The organism is Phaeobacter sp. CAU 1743, assembly GCF_039839315.1.
Taxonomy (GTDB): domain Bacteria; phylum Pseudomonadota; class Alphaproteobacteria; order Rhodobacterales; family Rhodobacteraceae; genus Phycobacter; species Phycobacter gallaeciensis_A.
Window position 1 is genome coordinate 1 of sequence record NZ_JBDOQR010000041.1, and the last position, 22446, is coordinate 22446.

The following is a 22446-nucleotide window of genomic DNA, read 5'->3' on the forward strand; positions in this document are numbered from 1 at the left end:
GCCCTCACGGGCATGCTGGCTGCGGGTGAGTTCGGTCCAGGCCATCGTGGTCTCCGTTCAGTGTCGTACCCGAACAGAAACACAACCTCCTGAACTCACTCAATTAGTTTCAAATCGGGCTCTCAGCGGCCAGCGCATGGTCTGGGAATAATTGTTGCCGCACCGCGCGCCGCGATAATCACCGAACCGCCCCTTGAAAAACACGCGCCAGCCAGCATATAAAACCTTGATGTAAAAAGGTTTCACATATGCCAGAACAGAATGCTGCCGCCCTTGATTTCCTTCTGAACCGCCGCTCCCGCCCCGCGAAGACGTTGGTCGCACCGGTCCCCAGCCGGGACGAGTTGCAGGTTCTGCTGACCGCCGCCGCCCGCACGCCCGATCACGGCAAGCTGGAGCCCTGGCGCTTCATCGTCATCGAAAAACCCGCCATGGGACGGCTTGCAGAGCTAACCACAGCCGCAGGTGAGCGGCTGGGAAAATCGCCCGAGGATATCGCCAAGGGGCGCAGCCAGTTCGAGCTTGGCCAACTGGCCGTCGCGGTGATCGAGGTGCAGACCGACAGCCCCAAGATCCCGGCCATCGAACAAACCTATTCCGCGGGCGCTGTCTGCCTTGCGCTGCTCAATGCGGCGCTGGCGGCCGGATGGGGGGCGAATTGGCTCTCTGGCTGGGTCAGCCACGACCGCCAGTTCTGCGAAGAGGCCCTGTCGCTGGCGCCGCACGAACGCATCGCCGGCTTCATCCATATTGCCACCGAAGGTACCAAGCCGCCGGAACGCCCGCGCCCGGATCTGGAGCGCATCACCAGCTGGATCAGCACATGATCTTTGACGCTTTTTTCAAGACTCTGGCCCAGACCGGCGATCCGCGCTTTCGCAGGGTTCTGTTTTTGGGTGTCGGTCTGACCTTTGCGCTGCTGATCGCCACATATGTGCTGTTCTTCTTTCTGGTGCAGTGGCTGGTCGGCCCACAGGTCACCCTGCCCCTGTTCGGGGAGGTGACGTGGCTGGACGATATCCTGTCCTTCGGGTCGATCCTTCTGATGATGGGACTGTCGGTATTTCTGATGGTCCCGGTCGCCTCGGCCATCACTTCGATGTTTCTGGATCAGGTGGCACAGGCGGTTGAGGACAAGCATTTCCCTCAGCTCCCCCCTGTCTCTGATCCAACGATCGTGGAGGCGCTGCGCGACACGGTCAATTTCCTTGGCGTGCTGATCGCCGCGAACCTGCTGGCGCTGGTGCTTTATCTGATGTTCCCGCCCATCGCGATGTTCATTTTCTGGGGGCTGAACGGGTTCTTTCTGGGCCGGGAATACTTCACCCTGGCCGCCGCCAGACGCATCGGAATGCCCGAGGCCCGCAAGATGCGGCGCAAGCACATGGGAACCATTTGGATCGCAGGCACGTTGATGGCGATGCCGCTGTCAGTGCCGCTGGTGAACCTGGTGATCCCGATCCTGGGCGCGGCCACCTTCACCCATATATTCCACAGCCTGTGGCGCAGGGTCTGACGGCGAACAGATCAACGGTCCGGGGGCATCCCCCCGGGCCGCGTTTTCTCAAGAGGCGCTATTTTGGATCGGGCAGCCGGTCGAACCAATCGAAATCATTCACGCTGATCACTCCGGACAGGATTATTCCTGCCACGATGGCCCAGATCACGAAGGCCGCGATGGTGGTGATCACCGCCTTCTGCTTCAGATAATGGTTTTCGGGCGCGCCGGCATGGGTGCCGGGCACGATCTCCCCCTTGTCACCTTGTGTCTCAAGCCGGATCGGAATGACGATCAGGAAGGTCATGAACCAGATCACCGCATAAAGCACCAGTCCCGATGTAATTCCCATAGCGCACCTTTATTGTATATCCGCGCGCCGACGTCCGGCGCTGGCCTCAGGTAGCCTCAAACCTGCTCCAGTTCCACCAGGCAACCGTTGAAATCTTTGGGGTGCAGGAAAAGAACTGGCTTGCCATGGGCACCGATCTTCGGCTCGCCAGAGCCCAGAACCCGCGCGCCCTGCGCCTTCAGGTGATCCCGCGCAGCCAGAATGTCCTCAACCTCGTAGCAGACGTGGTGAATGCCACCAGCGGGGTTCTTTTCCAGGAAGCCATTGATGGGCGAGTCATCCCCCAGCGGGTAAAGCAGCTCAATCTTGGTGTTGGGCAGCTCTATGAAGACAACTGTGACACCATGATCGGGCTCATCCTGCGGTGCGCCGACCTTGGCGCCCAACGCATCACGGTACTGAGCCGAGGCCGCCTCAAGGTCGGGCACGGCAATCGCGACATGGTTCAAACGACCGATCATGATGTGTATTCTCCTCTCAAATCCTGTTCGACTTCCTTATGCTGAGACCAGCCAATGGGGGCAAGTGCGCCAATGCGCACGGCGCGCGCTACCGGGCGGCTGCAGAGAACACCGGGCAACCGCAGACAATCATGGGGAAAACCCGCAGCCTTGGCATCTCCTGCATCGCGTTAACCTCTAATTAGCCTCAAATCCATAGCGTCAGTCAGTATCCCGCAAGGAGTATGAGTAATGGACGATTCGGAACTGTTTGCAGCCGCCCACCGTCTCCCGACGAAACGGCGCCCTCTTCTTGGTTTGACCATTCTGGTGGTCGAGGACAGTCGCTTTGCCTGCGAAGCGCTGCGCCTGCTCTGTTTGCGCAGCGGTGCCCGTATCCGGCGCGCCGATTGCCTGAAATCCGCCCGCCGACACCTGAAGGAATACCGCCCTTCCGTCGTGATTGCCGATGTGGGGCTACCGGATGGCTCCGGAACTGAACTGATCGCCGAGATCAATCAGGGATCACCGCGGGTTTCCGTCATCCTTGGCATTTCCGGCGACGAAAGCCTTGAAGAAGAGACGCTCAAGGCTGGCGCCGACGGCTTCCTCGCCAAGCCGATCACCTCACTTGCGGCATTCCAGCATGCGATTCTGTCGCGCCTGCCCGCCGACCGGCAGCCCGCCAGCCTGCAGGACCTGTCGGATGAAACCATCGAGCCGGATTTCCTCGCCTTTCAGGACGATATGGCCCATGCGGCAGATGTTCTGAACGAAGACCATGAAGGCAACACGCTGGACTATCTGACGCAGTTCATTGGCGGTGTCGCACGCAGTGCAGGCGACAAGCCGCTCGCCAATGCCGCGGCAAGCCTTGCCCAGGCCCGCATGGCTGGCCGCCCCATCGGCCCGGATACAGCAATGCTGGCGGGAATGGTGCAGGAACGTCTCGAACGGAAAATCGCGATCTGATATGCTCGAAGTCATTCTGATCGGCTCGGCCACGCTGGCCATCGTGCTCTATCTGCAAGCGCGCCAAGCTGCCCGCGAAATCCGCCAGAACCGCGATCGCAACACGCGGGAACCGATGGTTATCTACCGCCACGAGCATTGACCTCTGCACGGCGAAACAGGCCCCGGACCCCGGGGCCGCTATCGCCGCCTGAAGCGGTTCTATCCTTTTGACCCGACCAGCGCGGCGCACCCTTCAGGGTCACCGCAGCAGGCCAAGATCTTCCTCCATCCGCAGCCCCGGAAACACGGTTTGCTCCAAATCGGCCACCCCTACCCCGGTCAGGCCGCGCAGGATCCAGGCCGCGGGTGCACGCACGTCCGCCGTCGGCATCAGGTCACGCCGGTCATAGAGCGCGGCTTCCTCCAACCCCGGCCAGCGCCCGTAGATCCGGCCGCCGCGGATCGCCCCTCCCGCCAGCAGCATCGCGCCACCGGTTCCGTGATCGGTGCCACCGGTGCCGTTCTCCCGCGCTGTGCGACCAAATTCCGTCATCGCGACCACCGCCGTCTTGTCCCAGACATCGGCGCCGACACCGGCCTTTAACTCCAGCACGGTGTCGGACAACCGGCCCAGCGCCGATTTCAACGCCCTGTCCTGCCGGTTGTGGGTATCCCACCCATTGATCGAAAAGGCCGCAATGCGAGTATCGGCGCGCAATTGCTGCGCTGCGTAGGCCGCGATCTTCAGATGTGCCTCGCCCCGGGTCGGTACCGGCATGGTCATACCACCCGCCATGCCCATCTGCCCGCCCTGCATGTCGTCCTCGCCAGACAGCGGCAGCCCCGGCGCCTCGCGGGAAAGCTCCAGCGCCTCGGACAAGGCGCCGTGAAACAGCGCATCATCCTCCATCAGCAGCCCGACCAGACGTTCGGCCTGCGGGCTCATCATCAGAGCGGCATCCGGAGACCAGTCCGCCACAGGCGCCGCACCATTCAGAAGCTTCATCTCTCCCTGCCCCAGGGCAAAAGCGGTGCGCGCCTCGATCCCGCTTTGCTGCTGCAACAAGCGGTTCAACCAGCCGTCGCGCGCCTGTTCCAGCCCAGGCGTGCCCGCCTCCAGCAGGTCCTGACCATCGAAATGGCTTCGCTTGTCCCGGTAAGGTGTCGACACCGCGTGAACAAAGGCCAACTCCTCGGACCGCCACAGCGGCATCAGCGGCGACAGGGCCGGATGCAGGGCAAAGAACCCATCCAAGTCCAAACCTCCATGGTCCGGGCCGCCGCGCAGTTTCTGCCGCAGAGCGGCATAGGCCGGATCGCCATAGGGCTGCACCACGTCCAGCGCGTCCATGCCGCCGCGCAGGATGATCACCACCAGCCGCCGGTCCCAGGGGGCCGAGGCAAAGCTGACCGGCGTCAGCAGCGGGCTGGCGGCCAGCGAACAGCCAAGCGCAGCGCCGCGTGCAAGGAAGCTTCTCCGGGAATGTCTCATGATCAATCCTCCTGCTAACGGCGCTGAAAGGCCGGGGCGCTCAGCACCAGAGCGACCCCTTCGGCCCGGGTTTCGGCTGCCGAGACGGCAAACAGGACCTTGCCATCGGCAAAACTGCCCAGGGTCGTTCCGGCAAATCCGCGTGGATCGGGAAGATCGGCCACTAGCCGCTGCGGCGCCGCAAAAGCCCAGCGCAGGCGGGCCGACAGGCCCTGCGGCGTGATCCAGGCGGCATCATCCTCGCTCCAGCCATCCGGCCCGGCAGGATCTTCCCATTTCTGTCCCATCAGCGTCAGCGGCGCCGCAAAAATCCGATTGAGCTGCCCGCGCTTGAACCCCGTCACCCGGTCTGCGTCCACCGGCAGCGCCCGGCAGGCCGACGCCACGAAATCAAAGGGCGGCTTTACATTGCGCAGCTCCGGCGCCCAGGCGGCGGGATGCTCCAGCAAGGCGGCGTAGACATCCGGCAGGTAACCACCAGACTGACGGAACCGCTCTGCCACATGCTCAACCAGATCCGCGTCCGGCTGGTCCGAGGTGAAATGCACCGCCAGTTTGCGGGCAATGTGCCGGGCCGTGGCCGGATGACGCGCGAGATCACGCATCGCCTGCAGCACCGGCTCCAACCGCCCTTTCTCTGCGCCATAGGAGCGGCCAAGTACCTGCTCGCTGTCGGGCTCTGCCAGGCCTGGGCGGAAGTTAAACCCTTCTTTGCGATTGAAACTGAGGCCGGTAAAGAGCTCTGCCAATTGCCGCACATCCTTCTGACTATAGGGGCCATCCACCCCCAGCGTGTGCAATTCCAGCACCTCACGGGCAAGGTTTTCATTGAGACCGGCACTACGTTTGCGCCGCTGCGCGACAGGACTGTTCGGCCCGACCGAACTGTTCTGATCCAGATAATGCAGCATCAGCGGGCTGGTCACCACTGCGATCAGCAGATCTTCGAACCGGCCCGGAACATGAGGGCGGATCGCGGTCTCGGCATAGGGGGTTGCCAGATGCCGAAAGGCACCCCGCCGCCCCTTGGCGGTGAAATGATCCGACCAGAACAGGGTCAGCCGCTCCCGCAGGCCGTCAGACGTATCGGCGTAACGCAGCAGCCGCTGGGCAAAATTTTGCAAACGGTCCGTTCGTTTCTGCTGCCGAAAGGTGCGGTAGCGCGCGTCCGCCGCCTCATACTCCGGCTGACCGCGCAGCTTGCGCCGTTCTCTTGCGAGCGCCTGAAACGTCACTGAATCGGCAAAGGCCGCATCAAAATCCTGCACCGGATAGGCGCGCGCCATCTCATCGGCGCCGGTCAGGCGCTGCAACATCGCCTCGGGCGATTGCGGCGGTGCCAGCCGGGGTGACAACCCGCAGCCAAACCGGATCTCGGCCAGTTCAGGATCAAACCGCATCTGTCATTGCTCCGGCCCCATTTTCATTTCGGGATCAACAGGTCTTGATCTCCACAGTAGGCCAGAACCTCCATGGCACCCACACCCATCACTTTTTGATACGCGAGGATTTGCCGGTTCCGTCGCAGCAGGAACAAAAAAGCCCGGAGACCATGCTCCGAGCTTTTTGAATTGTCTTGGTCAAGGCCCTTAGGCCTTACTGATCCTGCGGAATGACGCGCAGTCCCAGTTCCATCAGCTGCTCCGACATCGGCTCGGACGGGGCCGACATCATCAGATCTTCAGCGCGCTGGTTCATCGGGAACATGATGACCTCGCGAATGTTGGCCTCATCCGCCAGCAGCATCACCATGCGGTCGATACCAGCAGCGCAGCCACCGTGCGGCGGGGCACCATATTGGAAGGCGTTGACCATGCCGCCAAAGCGCTTCTCGACCTCCTCCTTGCCATAGCCGGCAATTTCGAAGGCCTTGAACATGATTTCCGGCTTATGGTTCCGGATCGCGCCCGAGACCAGCTCGTAACCGTTGCAGGCGAGGTCATACTGATAGCCGAGCACCTTGAGCGGGTCGCCCTCCAGTGCTTCCATCCCGCCTTGCGGCATGGAGAAGGGGTTGTGCTCGAAGTCGATCTTGCCAGTTTCCTCGTCTGCCTCGTAGATCGGAAAGTCAACGATCCAGGCAAAGGCGAAACGGTCCTTGTCGATGAGACCCAGTTCTTCGCCGATGACAGTGCGGGCGCGGCCTGCAACGCTTTCAAAGGATTTGGGCTTGCCGCCCAGGAAGAAGGCCGCATCGCCCACGTCGAGACCCAGCTGCTGGCGGATCGCCTCGGTGCGCTCGGGGCCGATGTTCTTGGCCAGCGGACCGGCGGCCTCATTGCCCAGAACGATCTCGCCCGCCTTGATCTTGGCGTTGACTTCCTTGACGGAAATGCCCTGCTCCTGCGCGATGGAATCCGCCGACTGCTTGCGCCAGAAGATATAGCCCATGCCCGGCAGACCTTCCTGCTGGGCGAATTTGTTCATGCGGTCGCAGAACTTGCGGCTACCGCCTGTGGGCGCCGGGATGGCGCGCACTTCGGTGCCTTCCTGCTCCAGCAGTTTGGCGAAGATGGCAAAGCCGGAGCCGCGGAAATGTTCCGAGCAATCCTGCATCTTGATCGGGTTGCGCAGGTCCGGCTTGTCGGTGCCATACCACTTGGCGGCATCCTTGTAGGAAATCTGCGGCCATTCGCTGTCGACCTTGCGACCACCGCCGAATTCCTCGAACACGCCCTGCATCACCGGCTGGATGGTGTCAAAGACATCCTGCTGGGTGACAAAGGACATTTCCATATCGAGCTGGTAGAAATCGGTGGGCGAGCGATCAGCCCGCGGATCCTCGTCCCGGAAACAGGGCGCGATCTGGAAATATTTGTCAAAACCCGAGACCATCATCAGCTGCTTGAACTGCTGCGGCGCCTGCGGCAGGGCGTAGAACTTGCCGGGGTGCAGACGGGAGGGCACCAGGAAGTCGCGCGCGCCTTCGGGCGACGACGCGGTGATGATCGGGGTCTGGTATTCGTTGAACCCCTTGTCCCACATGCGCTTGCGGATCGACTGGATCATGTTCGAGCGCAGAACCATGTTGTTCTGCATCTTCTCGCGGCGCAGGTCGAGGTAGCGATAGCGCAGGCGAGTTTCCTCGGGGTATTCCTGCTCGCCAAAGACCATAAGCGGCAGTTCCTCGGCTTTGCCGAGAACCTCGATATCGCGGATGAAGACTTCGATCTCGCCGGTAGGGATCTTCGGGTTCACCAGGCTTTCGTCGCGCGCCAGCACATTGCCATCGATGCGGATACACCATTCCGAACGCACTTTTTCGATCTCCGCAAAGACCGGGCTATCGGGGTCAGCCATGACCTGGGTGATGCCATAGTGGTCGCGCAGGTCGATGAACAGCAGGCCGCCGTGGTCGCGGACCCGGTGGACCCAGCCAGACAGGCGCACGGTATCGCCCACGTTGGATTTGTTCAGTTCGGCGCAGGTATGGCTGCGGTATGCGTGCATTGGCTGACCTTTCGTGTCGCGGGTCGTCTCTCGGGGCATCTGTCCGGGCGGACCATCAATCGGGATATGCGCCAAAGCGGCGCGGAATTCGTCCGGGCTGGTACACTAGGTTGCGGCTCTCTTGTCAAGCAAACAGGGCGCATTCGCCCCGTCAGATGCCCGTTTTTGCCCTCTCGCCACGTCGGCGCAAAGGCTCCCGCCCCCTCTGCGCCCCATCGCTGCGCGATCCGGCCAGACGAGTTGGGCGTGGCGCGCCGCTCGGCGCGCCGCCGGGCCCAAGGGCAAAGGGCCGCTGGCACTCGCCAGGGGCTCTGGTCCGCGGGAGCGCCCCCGCCCTTTTCAGATCAGTTTCAGACCAGCTTGGCCGGGATCAACCCGCGCAGGGAATTGCCCATAAGAATGGATTGCGCCCCCTTCAGGTCCTCAAGGCTCAGCACCGCCTCGGCGCATAGACCGCGCTCCAACATTTCCTGCCGCAGGATGCCCGGCAGAAGGCCGCAGCCGAGCGGCGGCGTCACCACCTGCCCACCTGCAAGCGTCACAAAGATATTGGTAATAGTGCCTTCGCAAACCTCAGCGCGCTGATTGAGGAAAACCAGCTCGTCGATGCCTGCCGACAGAGCTGCCCGGGCGCTGTCATAAAACGCGCGGCGGGTGGTCTTGTGCCGTAGCCACGGGTCGTCGGCATCAAGTCGGATGTCTGCGATGCCCAGCCGCCACTCTGCTGCAGGTTTCCCCAGTGGCGCAGTGGTCATGTCAAATCGCCCCTCCACGTCGAGCGTCAGGCGGCAACGCAGCGGTGTATCACTGACGATTTCTGCCAACATCGCCTCGGAATGCCCGGGATCGAAGGGAATGCCAAACGCCGCCGCGCTGCGCCTCATACGGGCCAGATGACGAGGCTGGTGCCGCCCACCCTCGCCCGGATACCAGCCCAGCGTTTCGATCAGGCGGAAAGCGGGATCACCCTTGATGGTGTCACTGGTGGTGTCGCAGGTTGCGTCATCTGGGCGAACCGGGCTTTCCATAGCGCTTCCTCATATTCTGATGTGGCGGTGCTGTCCCAGACCACTCCGCCGCCCACGTTCAGTGTTGCCCGGCCGTCCTCCAGCATCACCGTACGGATTGCAACATTGAACGACGAGGCGCCATCCGGGGCGGCCCAGCCGATAGTGCCGCAGTAGATGTCACGCGGCCAGGGTTCCAGATCCGCAAGGATCTCCATCGCGCGGATCTTGGGGGCGCCGGTGATCGACCCGCAGGGGAACAACGCCGCGAAGATCTCTGCCAGCCCGGCATCCGGGCGCAGCCGCGCCCGTACCAACGACACCATCTGATGCACGGTGGCGTAGCTCTCGACCGCGAACAGTTCCGGCACATGCACCGATCCGGTCTCCGCCACGCGGCTGATGTCATTGCGCAGAAGATCGACGATCATCAGGTTCTCGGCCCGGTTCTTTTCGTCCTGACGCAGGAAATCGCGGCAGCGCGCGTCCTCCACCGGATCGTCGCTGCGCGGCTGGGTACCTTTCATCGGGCGCGTTTCTATGAGGCCCGGGGCGTCGGTGCGGAAGAACAGCTCGGGCGAGCGCGACAGAAGGTCCGGCAGCCCGTCCTGTTCGACCAGCACGCCGTGGCCCACTGTCTGCCTTGCCTGCAGCGCGGCATAAAGCGCCTCTGCGCTGTCATGGGCCTCTGCATCGATGGGAAAGGTCAGGTTGGCCTGATAGATGTCGCCCTTGCCGATGTTGCGGTTCACCTCGGCGAAGGCCTCGGCGTAGCGAACATAGCTCCAGCGTGGCGTGATATCCCCAAGCCCAGCTCCGCCCGGCAGCACGCCGGGCAGCGCCCGTCCGCCCCCCCGGGTGGGCGCTTCGCTTTGCGCCCGCGGACGGGCGCTGCCCTCAATGTCCAGTTGCTGCGGCTCCTCATAGACCCCGAAACAGATCAACGGCAGCCGCCGCCCATCCGGCATCCGGTTCGCCAGCTTTGGCTCCAGCGCATAGCCCAGTTCATACGTGGCATAGCCCGCCAGCCAATGCCCGGCCCGCCGCACCGCATCGAGCGCCGCCAGCGCCGCGGGCACCTGGTCTGCCTCGTCCGCACGGACCACGCGCAGCGGCTGATCGAAACACGTCCCGGCCCCCATGGGCCCCTGATCAAAGCGAATCCGCACGGGATCTGTCTCCTAAAGCTCTCGCCTCCTCATATATGCGTTCGCAATGCGCACAAAGGGGGTGGATGCGGCATTTTCCGATCCGTTTCCGATCCCCCTTGAACCTTTCGGCGCGGTCCCTATAACGCAGGACAATTTGGGCGCATGGGGGCGCCCGGTGACTCGACCCATATTCCGCACCCACAATCAAAGGAAGCTAGGCCATGCCAAAAAGAACCGACATCCAGTCGATCATGATCATTGGTGCGGGACCGATCATCATCGGCCAGGCCTGCGAATTCGATTATTCCGGCGCACAGGCCTGCAAGGCGCTGCGTGAAGAGGGCTACCGGGTCATCCTGGTGAACTCCAACCCGGCCACCATCATGACCGATCCGGGTCTCGCCGATGCGACCTATATTGAGCCGATCACGCCCGAAGTGGTGGCCAAGATCATCGAAAAAGAACGCCCCGATGCGCTGCTTCCGACCATGGGCGGACAGACGGGTCTCAACACCTCGCTGGCGCTCGAAGAGATGGGCGTGCTTGAGAAATACGGCGTCGAAATGATCGGCGCCAAGCGCGAAGCCATTGAAATGGCAGAAGACCGCAAGCTGTTCCGCGAAGCGATGGATCGCCTTGGTCTGGAAAACCCGCGCGCCACGATCATCACCGCCCCCACCCGCGACAACGGCTCGGCCGATCTGGAAGCAGGCGTACAGCTGGCGCTTGAGGCGCTCGATGAGGTCGGCCTGCCCGCCATCATCCGCCCCGCCTTTACCCTGGGCGGCACCGGCGGCGGCGTCGCCTACAACCGCGAAGATTACATCCACTACTGCCGCTCGGGCATGGATGCTTCGCCGGTCAATCAGATCCTCGTCGACGAGAGCCTTCTGGGCTGGAAAGAGTACGAGATGGAGGTCGTTCGCGACAAGGCGGACAACGCGATCATCGTCTGCTCGATCGAGAACATCGACCCCATGGGCGTGCACACCGGTGATTCGATCACAGTGGCCCCGGCGCTGACTCTGACAGACAAGGAATACCAGATGATGCGCACCGCCTCGATCGAGGTGCTGCGCGAGATCGGCGTCGAAACCGGCGGCTCCAACGTGCAATGGGCCGTGAACCCCGACGATGGCCGCATGGTGGTGATCGAAATGAACCCGCGGGTCAGCCGTTCCTCCGCGCTGGCCTCCAAGGCGACGGGTTTCCCGATTGCAAAGATCGCCGCGAAACTGGCGGTGGGCTACACGCTGGACGAGTTGGACAACGACATCACCAAGGTGACACCGGCCTCCTTTGAGCCCTCCATCGACTATGTCGTCACCAAGATCCCGAAATTCGCCTTCGAGAAGTTCCCCGGCTCCGAGCCCTACCTCACCACCGCGATGAAATCCGTGGGTGAAACCATGGCCATCGGCCGTACCATCCACGAAAGCATGCAAAAGGCGCTGGCGTCGATGGAATCGGGCCTCACCGGTTTTGACGAGGTCGCCATCCCCGGCATGACCGTCGGCCAGTGGGACGAAGCCAGCGGCGACGACAAGGCCGCCGTGATCAAGGCAATCAGCCAGCAGACCCCGGACCGGCTGCGCACCATCGCCCAGGCGATGCGCCATGGGCTGAGCGATGACGAGATCCAGAACGTCACCAAGTTCGACCCCTGGTTCCTGTCCCGCATCCGCGAGATCGTCGACGCCGAGCGCGAGGTGCGTAAAAACGGCCTGCCGATGCGCGAGGACCAGTTGCGGGCGCTGAAGATGCTCGGCTTTACCGATGCCCGCCTTGGCGCGCTGACTGGCCGGGACGAGGACAATGTGCGCCGCGCCCGTCATAATCTGGGCGTCACCGCCGTCTTCAAGCGGATCGACACCTGCGCCGCCGAATTCGAGGCGCAGACCCCCTATATGTACTCCACCTACGAAGCGCCGATGATGGGCGAGATCGAATGCGAATCCCGCCCGTCGGATCGCAAGAAGGTGGTCATCCTTGGCGGCGGTCCGAACCGGATCGGTCAGGGTATCGAGTTCGACTACTGCTGCTGTCACGCCTGTTTTGCGCTGACCGATGTTGGTTATGAAACCATCATGATCAACTGCAACCCGGAAACCGTGTCCACCGACTATGACACCTCGGACCGGCTGTATTTCGAACCGCTCACGTTCGAGCACGTGATGGAAATCCTGCGCGCCGAGCAAGAGAACGGCACCCTGCATGGTGTCATTGTGCAGTTCGGTGGCCAGACCCCGCTGAAACTGGCCAATGCGCTGCAGGACGAAGGCATTCCGATCCTCGGCACCACGCCCGACGCCATCGACCTGGCCGAGGACCGCGAACGGTTCCAGGATCTGGTCAACAAGCTGGGCCTGAAACAGCCGCATAACGGCATTGCCTCCACCGACGCACAGGCGCTTGAGATCGCAGAGGAAATTGGCTTCCCGCTGGTGATCCGTCCGTCTTACGTGCTGGGCGGGCGCGCGATGGAGATCGTGCGCGACATGGATCAGCTGAAACGCTACATCGCCGAGGCGGTGGTGGTATCCGGCGACAGCCCGGTGCTGCTCGACAGCTATCTGGCCGGTGCGGTGGAACTTGACGTGGATGCGATCTGCGACGGCACCGACGTGCATGTGGCCGGCATCATGCAGCACATCGAAGAGGCTGGCGTTCACTCAGGTGACAGTGCCTGCTCCCTACCGCCCTACTCCCTGTCCAAGGACATCATCGAAGCGATAAAGACCCAGACCTACGCACTGGCGAAGGCTCTGAACGTGGTCGGCCTGATGAACATCCAGTTTGCCATCAAGGACGGTGAGATCTTCCTGATCGAAGTGAACCCGCGTGCCAGCCGCACGGTACCCTTCGTCGCCAAGGCCACCGACAGCGCCATCGCCTCGATCGCGGCGCGCGTCATGGCGGGCGAGAAGCTCTCGGCCTTCCCACAGCGGGCGCCTTATGAACCCGATGCAGGCTATGATGTCGATGTGCCGATGGCCGATCCGATGACTCTGGCCGATCCCGACATGCCCTGGTTCTCGGTCAAAGAGGCCGTTCTGCCCTTTGCCCGTTTCCCGGGTGTCGACACGCTGCTTGGGCCTGAAATGCGCTCCACCGGCGAAGTCATGGGCTGGGACCGCTCCTTTGCCGGCGCCTTCCTCAAGGCGCAGATGGGTGCCGGGATGGTGCTGCCGTCGGAAGGCCGTGCCTTCATCTCGATCAAGGATGCCGACAAGGGCGCCACAATGCTGGAGGCCGCGCGCACCCTGATCGAACAAGGCTTCACCCTGGTCGCCACCGGCGGCACCAAGGCATGGCTGGACGGGCACGGTGTGGCCTGCGAGGCGGTGAACAAGGTCTACGAGGGACGCCCGCACGTGGTAGACCTGCTGAAAGACGGCCATGTGCAGCTGTTGATGAACACGACCGAAGGCGCTCAGGCGGTCGAGGACAGCAAGGAAATGCGCTCGGTCGCGCTGTATGACAAGATTCCCTACTTCACCACCGCCGCCGGTGCCCATGCCGCCGCGCTGGCGATCAAGGCGCAGGCCGAAGGGGACGTACAGGTCAAAAGCCTGCAGGGATAATCCCACGATCAGATAGAGAATTGTCAAAGCCCCGGGTTTTCCCGGGGCTTTTTCGTTCCATCCCGGACATCGGTGCCACAAGTTCCCTCCCGCCTGTTTGTGCAGGGCTGATTTGCCGGGCGATCCTGCCACCCCGCTAAGCACGGCCCGAAAATCCCGCGCAATCAAGGCGGCCGTGTTGATTCAGATCATAGCCTTTGCTGCATCGCAGCGTACCCTGTGCCAGCAATGACCGGAGCGATCCGGCGCGTTCTTTGGAGTCAGCGGCTGAGGTGTCTGCGATGAACACAGAAAACAAGGCGGTCGATGGCCAGGGAACAGACGTCCCGAACCGCCCCGCTCCCCTGCCCGAGGCCATGCCCGCAGAGGTTTCACAGCAATCGGAGCACGATCCCGCCGCCGAGATTGGCGACTTGCTCGACAAGGAAGCGCGCTCCAAACTGGCAAAGCTGACCGGGGGTCTTTCTCCGGCGGCGATCATGCGGGTTGTCGGCGATTGGTCGATCCATCTTGCTGTGTCCCCGGGCAAGCAGATGAACCTGTGGAACAAGGCCGTATCAGGGGCAGCGGACTATGGTCGCTACTTGTTTGAAACCTCTCTTGGTTCTGACGCGGTCAAACCCTGCATCCCGCCTGCACGCCGCGACCGGCGCTTCAGCCATGACGCCTGGCAGAAGCAACCCTTCAACGCATTTCAGCAGGCGTTCCTTTTGCAGCAAGAGTGGTGGCAGGAGGCGACCACCGGCGTTCGCGGCGTCAGCTGCGAGGATGAACGCGCCGTGTCCTTCATCGCGCGCCAGATGCTTGACGCAGTCTCGCCTGCCAATTTTCCGCTGACCAATCCCGAAGTGCTGCAAAAGACCAAAGACGAAAACGGCATGAACCTGTTGCGCGGCATGGAAAATCTGCGCGACGACATGCAGGAACTGTTGCTCGGCAAACCTCTCCGCCCGGAAACGGATTTCCATGTGGGGGAAAACGTGGCGGTGACCCCGGGCAAAGTGGTTTTCCGCAACCATCTGATCGAGCTGATCCAATACGACCCCACCACCGACAAGGTGAAGCCCGAACCCCTGCTGATCGTTCCGGCCTGGATCATGAAATACTACATCCTCGATCTGTCGCCCGAGAACTCGATGGTGAAATACCTGACCGAACAGGGCTACACGGTATTCATGATCTCCTGGCGCAATCCAGGATCCGAAGATGCTGATCTCGGACTGGACGATTACCGCAAGAAGGGACCGATGGCGGCGCTGGATGCGATTCAGGACATCACCCGCGCCAAGAAGATCCACGCGGCGGGCTATTGTCTGGGCGGTACCCTGCTCAGCCTCACCGCTGCGGCCATGGCGCGCGATGACGACGACCGGCTGGCCAGCATGACGCTCTTTGCCACCCAGGTGGATTTCACCGAAGCAGGTGAGCTGATGTTGTTCATCAACGAAAGCCAGGTCGCCTTTCTGGAGGACATGATGTGGCAGCAGGGATACCTTGATGCGGGCCAGATGTCCGGCGCCTTTCAACTGCTGCGCTCGAACGATCTGGTCTGGTCGCGGCTTCAGAAGGATTACTTGATGGGGGAGCGGCCCAAGCTCAATGACATGATGGCCTGGAACGCCGATGCGACACGGATGCCTTACCGGATGCACTCGGAATATCTGCGCAAGCTGTTTCTGAACAACGAACTGGCCACCGGAAAATACGAGGTCGGCGGCCATCCGGTGTCGCTTGATGATCTGCGGTTGCCGATCTTTGCCGTCGGCACCGAAACCGATCATGTGGCGCCGTGGAAATCGGCGTTCAAAATCGACGCGCTAACCAGTTCCCCGGTCACATTTGTGCTGACCAAAGGCGGGCATAATGCCGGTGTGGTTTCCGAACCCGGTCACCCCCGGCGCCACTATCACGTTCACACCAGCTGCGACCGGGACCGCTATCTGCCCCCCGACGAGTGGCGCGAGGTTGCCGAGCGCAAGGAAGGTTCCTGGTGGCCGGAATGGGTGGCCTGGCTTGAAACCCGGTCAGGAGACCCCACTGCGCCCCCCGCGATGGGAGAGGCGCTTTGCCCGGCGCCAGGCACCTACGTGCTCATGGAGTGACGCCACCGCCCCCGACCGGGTTAGCGGGGGGATATTGCGGCACGGCGCGCTTTGCCCGATTGTAGCGGATAATTGATATCACGAGGCACTGATGCAGTATTTCGAGAGCAAGACCTTTGATCAGATCACCCCCGGCGACAGCGCCGAGCTGACCCGCGCTCTGCGTGATGACGATATCGGCCCCTGTGTCGACCTGCCTGAAGGCGGTAACGCGGCTGCGCCGGACGATGGGATTGCGGCGGGCGCCTGGGGCAGTGCGCTGATTTCCGAATTGCTGTCCACCGAATTGCCCGGTCCCGGCACGGTCTGCCTGACTCAATCGCTGCGCTTCCTTGCCCCGGCCCGCCTTGGCGAGATGATCACCACGCGCATCACGGTGCGCGAAACCGATCCCGAAACCCGGCATGTGATGCTCGATTGCCTCTGCACCGATAGCGCCGATGCCGCCCTTGTCGAAGGCGCGGCAGAGGTGATCGCACCGGACAAGCCCCTGCGCGTGCCACGCTCCGGTCGCCCCTCGGGCCAGCTGAGCAAGCCCGGCGCAGGGTTTGATGCGCTGATTGCCGCCACGCAGCCCCTTGATCCGATCGTGACCGCTGTGGTGCACCCCTGCGATGTCGCCTCGCTGGAGGGCGCGTTAGAGGCACGGGACAAGGCGCTGATCACGCCGGTTCTGATCGGTCCGGCCCCGCGCATAAAGGCGGCCGCCTCCGAGGCTGATCTGGATCTGGCGGGGATCGAGATCGTGGATGCCCCGCACAGCCACGCCGCAGCTGACATGGCGGTCTCACTGGTGCGCACGGGCAAGGCCGAGGCCCTGATGAAAGGCGCCCTTCACACCGATGAGGTGATGTCGGCAGTGGTCAACAAGGCCACCGGCCTGCGCACCGAACGCAGGATGAGCCATGTTTTTGTTCTGGATGTGCCAAGCTACCCCAAGCCGCTGATGATTACCGACGCGGCCATCAATATCTTTCCCGACCTGCTGACCAAGGCGGATATCCTACAGAACGCCATCGATCTGGCGCAGGCGCTTGGTGTTGCCGCACCAAAGGTTGCCATCCTGTCGGCGGTTGAAACCATCACCCCCAAGATCCCCTCGACGGTCGAGGCGGCGGGCCTGTGCAAGATGGCAGAGCGCGGCCAGATCACCGGCGGGATCCTTGACGGGCCGCTGGCCTTTGACAATGCGATTTCCCGCGCGGCGGCGCAGGCCAAGGGGATTACCTCGGATGTCGCCGGGGACGCGGATATCCTGCTCGCCCCTGATCTGGAGGCCGGCAATATGATTTCCAAGCAATTGCAGTACCTCGCCGGCGCCGAAGCCGCGGGTCTGGTTCTGGGCGCGCGGGTGCCTATCATGCTGACCAGCCGGGCGGATGGCGCACTGGCTCGGGTCGCCTCGGCAGCTCTGGCGCAGCTGTTTGTGCGCCATCAACAGGCAAGGATCGCACCATGAGCGAAGCAATCCTCACCCTCAACGTCGGCTCCTCCTCGGTCAAATACGCGCTCTACGCTGCCGCAGTCAACGGCCCTGCCATGACCAAGGGCCATATCGATCGCATTGGCCTTGGCCCGGTCCATCATGTCGATGACATCTCAGAGCCGCTCCCCCTGCCTGCCGAAGCCGATCACGAGCAGGTGCTGGATTGGCTGGTCCGCCACCTGCAGGAGCAAAGCGCGGGGTTGAAGGTCATCGCCGCCGGGCACCGGGTGGTCCATGGCGGTCAGCGTTTTGCGGATGCCACAAGGGTCACCGCCGACGTGCGGGGTGAGTTGGAGCGGCTGGCACCATTGGTTCCGGCGCATCAGCCGCATAACCTTGCCGGAATCGACGCCTTGCAACGGGCCTGGCCCGGCATCCCGCAGATCGCGTGTTTCGACACCGCCTTTCACCGCACCACGCCGAGGATCGGGCAGATCTTTGCCCTGCCCCGCGCGCTCACAGATGCGGGGGTGCTGCGCTATGGGTTTCACGGACTTTCCTACGAATTCATCGCTTCGCAGCTGCCCACCCACCTTGGGAAGCGTGCCGATGGCCGGGTTCTGGTGCTGCATCTGGGTCATGGCGCCAGCATCTGCGCCATGAAGAACCGCAAAAGCATCGCCACCACCATGGGGTTCACAGCGCTGGACGGGCTGGTGATGGGCAAACGCTGCGGCGAGCTGGACCCCGGTGTGCCGCTCTACCTGATGCGCGAAAAGGGCATGAGCCTAGAGGAGGTCGAGGCTCTGCTTGGTGGGCAATCGGGGCTGCTCGGTGTCTCGGGCCTCAGCGATGACATGCGCGATTTGCTGGAGAGCGATAGCCCCGCCGCAAAGGAGGCGGTGGATCTTTTTGTCTATCGCGCCTGCAAACAGATCGGCGCGCTGGCGGCCGCGGCGCAGGGTATCGATGCCTTGGTCTTTACCGGTGGCATGGGCGAAAACGCAGCCGAGATCCGTGCCCGGGTCGTTGAGGGCTGCGGCTGGCTGGGGGCCACCCTTGATACAGAGGCCAACGCCCGCAACGACACCCGCATTCACGGTGGGGACAGCACGGTCGGCGCCTATGTCATCGCCACCAATGAAGAGCGCGTTATCGCGGACCATGTCCGCACATTTCTGTCGGACGCACAGGCTGGCGCCGACGCCTGTGGACATGCAGCACAGCCGGGGATGAAAGATGTTTTCTAGCAGATGGATCATAGCCGGTATCGCGGTCCTGGCGGCCGGCGCCGGGCTTTATTACTACACCGCCAACGGCAATGGTGAGCTGCCCTATGGCATTACCTCGGGCAACGGTCGCATCGAGGCGGTTCAGGTCGATATTTCCAGCCGGATCGCCGGGCGGGTCGCCACGGTTGAGGTGAAAGAGGGTGATCTGGTCGAGACCGGCCAACTGGTCGCCACCATTGAAACCCGCGAGTTGGAGGCGCAACTGTCGCGGGCACAGGCGGAATACGCATCGGTGGAAAGCCAAGTCGCAGCCGCCGAGGCCGCCATTGCGCAGGCCGAGGCGCGGTTGCTGCTGGCCGATCAGGAGCTGGAACGCACCCGCGAGCTGGTGTCCCGCGGGGTCGCAACTGCCGAAACCCTCGACGTACGTCTCAGCGATCACAAGGTTGCCGAGGCCAACCTCACCGTGGCCAAGGCATCGCTTCTGTCGCAGCAGCGCGCGGTGGATGCGGCGCGTTTCGCCATTGAGGAAGTGCAGACCTACCTCGACGATGCCCGCCTGACGGCACCGACCCTTGGACGGGTACTCTACCGACTGACCGAGCCCGGAGAGGTCATCGGCGCAGGCGGACGCGTCCTGACCATGGTCGATCTCACCGAGGTCTATCTGGAGTTTTTCCTGCCCGCCACCGAGGCGCATCTTCTGTCCATCGGCAGCGAGGCCCGCATCCGGCTTGATATCGCCGATGTGGTGATCCCGGCAAAGGTCAGCTTTGTCTCGCCTGTGTCGCAATTCACGCCGAAACAGGTCGAAACCGCCAGCGAGCGGCAGGACCTGATGTTCCGGGTGCGGGTCCGGGTGCCGCAACCGCTTGTCGAGGCGAACATTGACCTTGTGAAGACCGGGATCCGCGGCGTGGCCTATGTGCGTCTGGCCAGCGAGACCCTGCCGGATTGGCCGGAGTTTCTGAACAACATCCCCCCCGAACTGACCGCGCAAGAGTAAGGGCCCGGCCATGGAGGATCAAAGCCAGCCCGTCGTCCGCGCTGCCAATCTGATGCAGCGCTACAAGGACGTGGTCGCGCTTGCGGATGTGACGCTCGACATCCCGGCTGGCAAGGTGGTTGGCCTGATCGGGCCGGACGGGGTTGGAAAATCGACGCTGCTGGACCTGATCGCCGGTGCGCGGGTCATGCAGACCGGCATGCTGCAGGTGCTGGGCGGCGACATGCGTAAGGCGGGCCACCGGCAGTGGATCGGTCCGCGCCTTGCCTATATGCCGCAGGGGCTGGGCAAGAACCTGTATCAGGACCTGAGCGTTCAGGAGAACCTCGATTTCTTTGGCAAGCTGTTTGGACAAAGCCGCGCTGAACGCAACCGCCGGATCGCGCGGCTGACCCGGGCAACCGGGCTTTTTCCCTTTCTGGATCGCCCCGCCGGAAAACTCTCGGGGGGGATGAAACAGAAACTGGGCCTGTGTTGTGCGCTGCTGCATGATCCAGACCTGCTGATCCTGGATGAGCCCACCACCGGGGTCGACCCCCTGTCGCGGCGCCAGTTCTGGGACCTGATTGCCAAGATCCGGCAGGAACATCCCGGCATGAGCCTTCTGGTTTCGACCGCCTATATGGAGGAGGCCGAAGAATTCGACTGGCTGGTGGCGATGGATGCAGGCCAGGTTCTGGCCACCGGCACGGCAGAAGAACTGCGCGCCAGAACCGGCACCGACAGTCTTGAGGCCGCCTTTGTGCGCCTGCGGCCCGGCGGGGAGGGCCGCGAGTTGCCGGAGCTGGTCATTCCGCCGCTGCAAACCGATGGCGAGCGCCCCGCCATTGTGGCCCGCGGCCTGACCCGGAGGTTCGGCGATTTCACCGCCGTGAGCAACGTAAGTTTCGAAATCCGCCCTGGCGAAATCTTCGGCTTCCTCGGCTCCAACGGCTGCGGCAAGACCACCACCATGAAGATGCTGACCGGCCTGTTGCCGATGTCCGAAGGTGAGGCCTATCTTTTTGGCAAGCCGGTGAACGCCAAGGATCTTGCGACCCGCAAACGCGTCGGCTTCATGAGCCAGGCTTTCTCGCTCTATGGCGAACTTACGGTGGCGCAGAACCTCGCCCTGCACGCGCGGCTGTTCCAGATCCCCAGCCAGCAGGCCACGGCGCGCATCGCGGCGCTGGCCGACCGGTTCGAGCTATCGCATGTGATGGATACACGCTCTGGCGGGCTGCCGCTTGGTATCCGGCAACGTCTGTCGCTGGCGGTGGCGGTGCTGCACGAGCCGGAAATCCTGATCCTGGACGAGCCGACATCGGGCGTCGATCCCGAGGCGCGGGACAGGTTCTGGGAGTTCCTCATCGAGTTGTCCCGCCGCGACAAGGTGACGATCTTCATCTCGACCCATTTCATGAATGAGGCGCTGCGATGTGATCGCATCTCGCTCATGCATGCGGGCGAAGTGCTGGTCCATGACACGCCGGACAATCTGGTTGAGGCCACGGGCGCAACCTCGCTTGAGGACGCCTTTGTGGCCTATATCGAAGACGCAACCGGAGAAGGCGAGAGCGCCGACAGCGTGGCCCTGCAGGACGGTGCTGTGCCAGACGCCCATGATCCCCCGGCCAGGCTTGGCCGGTTCAGTCTGTCCAGATTGCTGGCCTACAGCCTGCGCGAAACGGTCGAGGTAATCCGCGATCCGATCAGGCTGGCCTTTGCCTTTCTCGGATCGGTGATCCTTTTGGTGGTGCTGTCCTACGGTGTCTCGATGGATGTGGAGGATCTGACCTTTGCCGCGCTGGATCAGGACCAGTCTCCGGCCAGCCGTAGCTACTTAAGCAGTTTCACCGGGTCACGGTATTTTCTGGAACAGCCGGATCTGTTGAACCGGGAGGATCTGATCCGCCAGATGGCGGCAGGCGAAGTCAGCGTCGCCGTCGAGATCCCACCGAATTTCGGCCGTGATCTTGCGCGGGGCAACACGCCCGAAGTTTCGGCCTGGCTGGATGGGGCCAATACGATGCGGGCCGGAACCGTCGAGGGCTATATCACCGGTGGGCACGCCATTTATCTGCGCGATCTGATGCTGGAGGCCGGTATCAATCCGCAAGAACAGTCCAGTTTCACCATCGAAAACCGCTACCGCTACAATCCGACCTTTGCCAGCATCCGGTCGATGGGTCCGTCGATACCGGCCATGCTGCTGATGCTGTTTCCGGTCATCCTGATGGCCGTCAGCGTGGCGCGGGAAAAGGAAATCGGAACCATCACCAATTTCTATGTCACCCCCACCAATCGCATCGAGTTCCTGGTGGGCAAGCAATTGCCCTATGTCGCTATTGCCATGTGCAATTACCTGGTGCTGACGCTGATGGTCATATTTGTACTGGATGTGCCGCTGAAAGGCTCCTTGTCCGCGATGACGCTCGGGGCCTTGTGCTATGGCTTTGCGGTCACCGCCTATGGCCTTGTCGTGTCCTCGCTGGTCAAAACGCAGGTCGCCGCGGTTTTTGCGGCGGCGCTGCTCTCGCTGATGCCGACCATGCAGTATTCCGGCATGATCCAGCCGATTTCGACCCTATCACCCGAGGCGCAGATGATCGGCTCGGCCTGGCCTGCCTCCTATTTCATGCATCTGAGTGTCGGCGCCTATACAAAGGGGCTGGGCTGGGCGGCGCTGAGCCATGACATTGTGAAACTGAGCCTGTTTTTTCCGGTCTTCCTGGCCATTGCAGTGCTGTTGCTGCGCAAACAGGAGAAATAA

General features: G+C 62.6%; 17 protein-coding genes. 10 read left to right on the forward strand and 7 right to left on the reverse strand.

The features are described from left to right. Positions 1-248 precede the first annotated feature (248 nt). Positions 249-827, forward strand: a complete 579-nt coding sequence (locus AAFO90_RS15555; RefSeq protein WP_065272936.1) for a nitroreductase family protein — start codon at positions 249-251, stop codon at positions 825-827. Next, the gene (locus AAFO90_RS15560; RefSeq protein ID WP_347509955.1) at positions 824-1516 is read left to right on the forward strand and encodes an EI24 domain-containing protein; all 693 of its coding nucleotides are present in this window, start codon (positions 824-826) and stop codon (positions 1514-1516) included. Before AAFO90_RS15555 ends, AAFO90_RS15560 begins: the two co-directional genes overlap by 4 nt. 58 nt (positions 1517-1574) lie before the next feature. Here AAFO90_RS15560 and AAFO90_RS15565 read toward each other — a convergent pair whose 3' ends face one another. Both AAFO90_RS15565 and mce read right to left on the reverse strand, forming a co-directional pair. Continuing rightward, the gene (locus AAFO90_RS15565; RefSeq protein ID WP_065272934.1) at positions 1575-1850 is read right to left on the reverse strand and encodes a DUF1467 family protein; all 276 of its coding nucleotides are present in this window, start codon (positions 1848-1850) and stop codon (positions 1575-1577) included. Positions 1851-1906: 56 nt separating this feature from the next. Continuing rightward, entirely contained in the window at positions 1907-2311 is a 405-nt protein-coding gene (gene mce / locus AAFO90_RS15570; protein WP_065272933.1) for a methylmalonyl-CoA epimerase, read from the reverse strand. 231 nt (positions 2312-2542) lie between these two features. Here mce and AAFO90_RS15575 point away from each other — a divergent pair, with 231 nt between their 5' ends. Further along, positions 2543-3262: a response regulator gene (locus AAFO90_RS15575; RefSeq protein ID WP_065272932.1), complete on the forward strand. Its 720-nt coding sequence runs from the start codon at positions 2543-2545 to the stop codon at positions 3260-3262. Position 3263: 1 nt separating this feature from the next. Then, positions 3264-3404, forward strand: coding sequence for a hypothetical protein (locus AAFO90_RS15580; protein WP_156767926.1), 141 nt, complete (start codon positions 3264-3266; stop codon positions 3402-3404). Positions 3405-3503: 99 nt separating this feature from the next. Here AAFO90_RS15580 and AAFO90_RS15585 read toward each other — a convergent pair whose 3' ends face one another. The 5 genes from AAFO90_RS15585 to AAFO90_RS15605 form a co-directional block, all read right to left on the reverse strand. Continuing rightward, positions 3504-4736, reverse strand: coding sequence for a DUF1501 domain-containing protein (locus AAFO90_RS15585; RefSeq protein ID WP_347509956.1), 1233 nt, complete (start codon positions 4734-4736; stop codon positions 3504-3506). A gap of 14 nt (positions 4737-4750) precedes the next feature. Beyond that, complete coding sequence (locus AAFO90_RS15590; RefSeq protein WP_347509957.1) at positions 4751-6136, reverse strand: DUF1800 domain-containing protein; 1386 nt, start codon at positions 6134-6136, stop codon at positions 4751-4753. Between the two features lie 196 nt (positions 6137-6332). Continuing rightward, positions 6333-8186 carry an aspartate--tRNA ligase gene (gene aspS / locus AAFO90_RS15595; RefSeq protein WP_065273765.1) on the reverse strand — a complete coding sequence of 618 codons (1854 nt, stop codon included), beginning with the start codon at positions 8184-8186 and terminating at the stop codon, positions 6333-6335. A 350-nt stretch (positions 8187-8536) separates the two neighbouring features. After that, the gene (locus AAFO90_RS15600) at positions 8537-9214 is read right to left on the reverse strand and encodes an aminotransferase class IV family protein (protein WP_347509958.1); all 678 of its coding nucleotides are present in this window, start codon (positions 9212-9214) and stop codon (positions 8537-8539) included. Beyond that, entirely contained in the window at positions 9133-10362 is a 1230-nt protein-coding gene (locus AAFO90_RS15605; RefSeq protein ID WP_347509959.1) for an aminodeoxychorismate synthase component I, read from the reverse strand. Before AAFO90_RS15605 ends, AAFO90_RS15600 begins: the two co-directional genes overlap by 82 nt. Positions 10363-10565: 203 nt before the next feature. Between AAFO90_RS15605 and carB the strand changes: the two genes are divergently transcribed. The 6 genes from carB (at position 10566) to rbbA (ending at position 22446) form a co-directional block, all read left to right on the forward strand. Further along, positions 10566-13928: a carbamoyl-phosphate synthase large subunit gene (carB, locus tag AAFO90_RS15610; RefSeq protein WP_347509960.1), complete on the forward strand. Its 3363-nt coding sequence runs from the start codon at positions 10566-10568 to the stop codon at positions 13926-13928. Between the two features lie 281 nt (positions 13929-14209). Further along, positions 14210-16030, forward strand: a complete 1821-nt coding sequence (locus AAFO90_RS15615) for an alpha/beta fold hydrolase (RefSeq protein WP_347509961.1) — start codon at positions 14210-14212, stop codon at positions 16028-16030. A 91-nt stretch (positions 16031-16121) separates the two neighbouring features. Then, the gene (locus AAFO90_RS15620) at positions 16122-17489 is read left to right on the forward strand and encodes a bifunctional enoyl-CoA hydratase/phosphate acetyltransferase (protein WP_347509962.1); all 1368 of its coding nucleotides are present in this window, start codon (positions 16122-16124) and stop codon (positions 17487-17489) included. Then, on the forward strand, positions 17486-18706 hold the full coding sequence (locus AAFO90_RS15625) for an acetate/propionate family kinase (protein WP_347509963.1): 1221 nt from the start codon (positions 17486-17488) through the stop codon (positions 18704-18706). The genes AAFO90_RS15620 and AAFO90_RS15625 overlap by 4 nt, the downstream gene beginning before the upstream one ends. Beyond that, positions 18696-19694 (forward strand): HlyD family efflux transporter periplasmic adaptor subunit, encoded by a 999-nt coding sequence (locus AAFO90_RS15630; protein WP_274830122.1) that lies wholly within the window; start codon positions 18696-18698, stop codon positions 19692-19694. Before AAFO90_RS15625 ends, AAFO90_RS15630 begins: the two co-directional genes overlap by 11 nt. Before the next feature lie 10 nt (positions 19695-19704). Further along, on the forward strand, positions 19705-22446 hold the full coding sequence (rbbA, locus tag AAFO90_RS15635; RefSeq protein ID WP_347509964.1) for a ribosome-associated ATPase/putative transporter RbbA: 2742 nt from the start codon (positions 19705-19707) through the stop codon (positions 22444-22446).